This window comes from Cellulomonas rhizosphaerae (genome assembly GCF_003470205.1).
GTDB lineage: Bacteria > Actinomycetota > Actinomycetes > Actinomycetales > Cellulomonadaceae > Cellulomonas > Cellulomonas rhizosphaerae.
This window is the reverse complement of the sequence record NZ_QWKP01000063.1, coordinates 1-4,086: the sequence shown is the minus strand read 5'-3', so window position 1 is coordinate 4,086 and position 4,086 is coordinate 1. Positions and strand designations below refer to the sequence as shown.

At 68.6% G+C, this 4,086-nt stretch carries 5 protein-coding genes; 4 read left to right on the top strand and 1 reads right to left on the bottom strand.

The annotated features are described in order from the left end of the window. The coding region (locus tag D1825_RS00975) for a toxic anion resistance protein (RefSeq protein ID WP_118765656.1) at positions 1-843 on the bottom strand (843 nt) is incomplete at its 3' end. 218 nt (positions 844-1,061) lie between these two features. Between D1825_RS00975 and D1825_RS00970 the strand changes: the two genes are divergently transcribed. The 4 genes from D1825_RS00970 (at position 1,062) to D1825_RS00955 (ending at position 4,012) form a co-directional block, all read left to right on the top strand. Continuing rightward, positions 1,062-1,637 carry a TerD family protein gene (locus tag D1825_RS00970; protein WP_118765655.1) on the top strand — a complete coding sequence of 192 codons (576 nt, stop codon included), beginning with the start codon at positions 1,062-1,064 and terminating at the stop codon, positions 1,635-1,637. 28 nt (positions 1,638-1,665) lie between these two features. Next, positions 1,666-2,244: a TerD family protein gene (locus D1825_RS00965; RefSeq protein ID WP_118765654.1), complete on the top strand. Its 579-nt coding sequence runs from the start codon at positions 1,666-1,668 to the stop codon at positions 2,242-2,244. A gap of 61 nt (positions 2,245-2,305) precedes the next feature. Next, positions 2,306-3,394, top strand: coding sequence for a DUF475 domain-containing protein (locus tag D1825_RS00960; protein WP_118765653.1), 1,089 nt, complete (start codon positions 2,306-2,308; stop codon positions 3,392-3,394). A gap of 39 nt (positions 3,395-3,433) precedes the next feature. Beyond that, on the top strand, positions 3,434-4,012 hold the full coding sequence (locus tag D1825_RS00955; protein WP_118765652.1) for a TerD family protein: 579 nt from the start codon (positions 3,434-3,436) through the stop codon (positions 4,010-4,012). Positions 4,013-4,086 lie beyond the last annotated feature (74 nt).

The following is a 4,086-nucleotide window of genomic DNA, read 5'->3' as shown; positions in this document are numbered from 1 at the left end:
GACGCCCTTGATGAGCTCGAGGTTGTTCCGGCGCACGAGGTCCAGGGCCATGTAGCCCTGCACGCTGACGGCCATCTGCGTCATGAAGTCCTGGCGGCGTTGGCGCACGGGGAAGAGGGCGTCCGAGCGCAGCGCGTCCGCGTCCTCCTGGCGTCCGGCGGCCTCGAGCTGGGCGATCTTGCCCTCGATCTCCGCGTCGAGCGCGCCGGCGAGCGAGTTGTACTCGGCGAGCTTGCCCATCGACGTCCAGAGGTTCGTCTTCTCGGTCTCGATCGCCGCGTTGTCCTTGCGCAGCTCGTCCTGGCCGGACGCGAGCGCCTTGATGATCGCGTCGATGTGCGACTGCGCGGACTGGTACCGCGCGAAGTACGCGTCGACCTTGTTGCCGCCCGGGATCCACTTGAGGACCTTCTTGACGCCCGTGAGGTCGGCGCGGTTCGGGTCGAGGTCGGTCACCGTGGTGCGCAGGTCCACGAGGGTGTTCGCGACGCGCGTCTGGGCGTCGCCGTCCTTGCCCTTGGAGCCCTTGGCGAGCGAGGCCGGGCGGTCGAGCATGCGGCTGGAGACCGACGCCGAGGCGCGCATCTCCTGCTCGCCCATCGACGTGATCGAGGCGACCTTCTGCGTGAACTCCGGCGACTTGGTGTCGATCGAGGTCAGGTCCGTGACGAACGCGGTCGCCTTGGCGCGCAGCTCGAGCTCCTTGCCGGCCTCGAGCGGAACCGCGGACGCCGCCTCCTCCTGCTTGACGACCACGACCGGCGCGGGCGGCGTCAGGACGAGCCCGCCGGCGGGGGCGGGAGCGGCAGCGGTCGGCGTGGCACCGAGGTCGAGCTCGGACATCTGTGGCCTCCAGAACGATGGGGTGGTTCCACCCTCGATGCTAGAGCCCTCGGCCCACGCGCGGGCACGCTCACCCGATCGGCTTGCACGCTCTGAGCGAAGTTCGGCCACGAAGGAGCGCTCGGTTGAATACGGTGGGGGGCAGCACCACGCGCGTGCCGAAAGGTCGCGCCCCGACGACGGGGGACACGCCCTCGTCGCTGAGTCCAGGAGGACACATGAGCGTCAGCCTCAGCAAGGGTGGGAACGTCAGCCTCTCCAAGGAGGCCCCCGGCCTGACTTCCGTCGTCGTCGGCCTCGGCTGGGACCTGCGCACCACGACGGGCGCGGACTTCGACCTGGACGCCTCCGCGCTGCTGCTCGACGCCGGCGGCAAGGTCCCGTCGGACAAGCACTTCGTGTTCTTCAACAACCTCAAGAGCCCCGAGGGCTCCGTCGAGCACCTCGGCGACAACCTCACGGGCGAGGGCGAAGGCGACGACGAGCAGGTCAAGGTCGACCTGTCGACCGTCCCTGCCGACGTCGACAAGATCGTCTTCCCCGTCTCGATCTACGACGCCGAGTCGCGCGGCCAGAGCTTCGGCCAGGTGCGCAACGCGTTCATCCGCGTCGTCAACGGCGCCGACGGCGCCGAGATCGCGCGCTACGACCTCTCGGAGGACGCCTCGACCGAGACCGCGATGGTGTTCGGCGAGCTGTACCGCAACGGCAGCGAGTGGAAGTTCCGTGCCGTGGGCCAGGGCTACGCGTCGGGGCTGGCGGGCATCGCCCGCGACTTCGGCGTCACCCTCTGATCCGCCAACCTTCGGAAAGGCACGCACCGTGAGCATCACGCTGGCCAAGGGCGGCAACGTCTCGCTGAGCAAGGAGGCGCCCAACCTCACCGCTGTCCTCGTCGGGCTGGGCTGGGACGCCCGCACGACGAGCGGGCAGGACTTCGACCTCGACGCGAGCGCACTGCTGCTCGGGGCGAGCGGGAAGGTCCTCTCGGACGCGCACTTCGTGTTCTACAACAACCTGGCCTCCCCCGACGGCACCGTCGAGCACACCGGCGACAACCGCACGGGCGAGGGCGAGGGCGACGACGAGTCGGTCAAGCTCGACCTGGCGCGCATGGCGCCGGACGTCGACAAGATCGTCTTCCCGGTCTCGATCCACGACGCCGAGGCGCGCCACCAGAGCTTCGGCCAGGTCCGCAACGCGTTCATCCGGATCGTCAACCAGGCGGACGGCCAGGAGATCGCGCGCTACGACCTGACCGAGGACGCGTCGACCGAGACCGCGATGATCTTCGGCGAGGTGTACCGCTACGGCGCCGAGTGGAAGTTCCGCGCGGTCGGCCAGGGGTACGACACCGGTCTGCTCGGCATCGTGCGGGACTTCGGGGTCAACGTCGGCTGAGCGGGCATCCGCCTAGAATCCGCAGCGGAACCCCGCCCCTCCTCCACGGAACGAGACAACGTTGCTTCGCATCTTCGGCTGGTCCATCGGCGTCACGATCGTGTCGCTCGGTGTCGCCTTCGTGTACGGCGGCTGGTCCGCGTTCGCCCTGTGCCTGATCCTCGGCATCCTCGAGGTGTCGCTCTCGTTCGACAACGCGGTGGTCAACGCCACCGTGCTGCAGCGCATGAGCGACTTCTGGCAGCGCATGTTCCTCACGGTCGGCGTGATCATCGCCGTCTTCGGCATGCGCCTGGTGTTCCCGCTGCTCATCGTCGGCATCACCGCTGACCTGGGGCCGATCGAGGCGCTCAACCTCGCCATGGAGAAGGGCGACCCGGAGGTGCCCGGCACGTACGGGTACCTGCTCAACGAGGCACACCCGCAGATCGCCGCGTTCGGTGGGATGTTCCTGCTCATGCTGTTCCTCGGGTTCATCTTCGAGGAGCGCGAGATCACCTGGCTGTCGTGGCTCGAGAAGCCGCTGGCCAAGATCGGCAAGCTCGACCAGCTCTCCGTCGTCATCGCCGGCATCGCGCTCGTGCTGACCGCGGAGCTGCTGGCTGAGGACCCAGCGATCGTCATGGTCTCGGGAGTGCTCGGCATGATCACGTACATCGCGGTCAACGGCCTCGGCACGCTCTTCGAGAACGCCGGGGTGGCCGACGAGCCGGAGGAGGGCGCAGCCACTCGCGCCGGCGGTCCGACCGAGGTCGCCCGTGCCACCGGCAAGGCCGCGTTCTTCCTGTTCCTCTACCTCGAGGTGCTCGACGCGTCGTTCTCGTTCGACGGCGTCGTCGGAGCGTTCGCGATCACGTCCGACCCGATCATCATCGCGCTGGGCCTCGGCTTCATCGGCGCGATGTTCGTCCGGTCGATCACCGTCTACCTGGTCCGCAAGGGCACGCTCGCGGAGTACGTCTACCTCGAGCACGGCGCGCACTGGGCCATCGGCGCCCTGTCCGTGATCCTGCTCGTGAGCATCGGCGTGCACATCAGCGAGATCGTCACCGGCCTCGTGGGCGTCGCCTTCATCGGCGCCGCATTCGTGTCCTCGATCATGCGCAACCGCCGGCACGCCGACGAGGACCACCTCATCCACGTCGGCTGACGCCGGCACCCCAGCTCCACCGACGAAGGGCACCACGTCATGTCGATCAGCCTGAACAAGGGCCAGACGGTCTCGCTGCAGAAGTCCGACGGGGGCGGCCTCACCCGCGTCCGCATGGGCCTCGGCTGGGACGCGCAGAAGGTCAAGGGCTTCTTCGGCAAGGTCAAGGAGAAGTCGGTCGACCTGGACGCCTCGGCGCTGCTGTTCGACGCGTCCGGCACGCTCGTCGACCAGGTCTGGTTCAGCCAGCTGCGCAGCAAGGACGGCGCGCTGCAGCACCTCGGCGACAACCTGACCGGGGCGGGCGACGGGGACGACGAGTCGATCGTCGTGGACCTGGGAGCGGTGAACCCCGCCGTGACGCAGCTGGTCTTCGTCGTCAGCAGCTACACGGGCCAGTCGTTCAGCGCCATCGAGAACGCGTTCTGCCGCCTCGTCGACTCGAGCAACGAGCAGGAGGTCGCCCGCTACGACCTGTCCGGCTCCGGCTCGCACACCGCGCAGATCATGGCCAAGGTCGTGCGCAGCGGATCCGGGTGGTCGATGACCGCGCTGGGCGTCAAGACGAACGGGCGCACGATCAAGGACCTCACGGGCGCGGTCGCGCAGGTCCTCTGACCGAGGCACGACAGAGGCGCGGCACCCCGGCGGGGTGCCGCGCCTCGCGCGTGTCAGGAGGTCAGCGGCTGGTG

Coding starts and splice junctions, on each gene's coding strand:
- D1825_RS00970 (WP_118765655.1), top strand. CDS start 1,062: ATGAGCGTCAGCCTCAGCAAGGGTGGGAACGTCAGCCTCTCCAAGGAG.
- D1825_RS00955 (WP_118765652.1), top strand. CDS start 3,434: ATGTCGATCAGCCTGAACAAGGGCCAGACGGTCTCGCTGCAGAAGTCC.